Source organism: Pseudoalteromonas rubra, assembly GCF_000967655.1.
In the GTDB taxonomy this organism is placed as follows: Bacteria; Pseudomonadota; Gammaproteobacteria; order Enterobacterales; family Alteromonadaceae; genus Pseudoalteromonas; species Pseudoalteromonas rubra_A.
Genome location: NZ_JXYA01000112.1, coordinates 1 through 695, shown reverse-complemented (window position 1 = coordinate 695; position 695 = coordinate 1). Strand labels below are relative to the sequence as shown.

General features: G+C 46.5%; 1 pseudogene. It reads right to left on the bottom strand.

From position 1 onward, the window contains the following. Positions 1-695, bottom strand: a pseudogene (locus TW77_RS25885) (IS3 family transposase); the annotation flags it as partial.

Genomic DNA, 695 nt, shown 5'->3' with positions numbered 1-695 from the left:
TTTCCACGACAATACCTTACGACTAAACCAGTCTATGATCGCAACAACATACACGAATCCTTTGGCCATCGGGATATAGCTGATGTCTGTTGCCCACACCTGATTTGCATACGTTACCTCTGTATCCCTGAGCAGGTAAGGGTAAATGCGGTGTGCTTTGTCAGGCACGGTGGTTTTCGGTTTTGGATACAAAACCAAGATCCCCATTAAACGCATCAGTCTCGTCACCTTCTTACGGTTGACCTGGTAGTTTAACTTGGCCAGTTCGTCGACGATCCGTCGGCTACCCATGAATGGATACATCAGGTGTATTTCATCTATCGCCTTCATAATGTCGAGCGTTTCCTGCGATTCACCCTTGGGCTTGTAATAGGCAGAAGCACGGCTAATTTCCAGCAATTCACACTGGCGTTTTAATGCCAGCGAATGTGTTTTGTCGAGTTTATTTTTCTTATGTGCTCTTGCTAACGACCGAGCACTTTCGCCAAAAAATCATTCTCCATTGTCAGCTGGCCGATTTTGGCGTGCAACTTCTCGACATCCTCATCTGATTGCTGACCAGAGTTAGATTTTCCGGTAAACAAGCTAGCGGCATTTTGTATCAGCTCGTTTTTCCAGGTAGTGATCTGGGTCTGATGAATATTGTAGTGGGCTGCCAACTCAGCGGTTGTTTTATCGCCTCTGGCAGCTGCAAG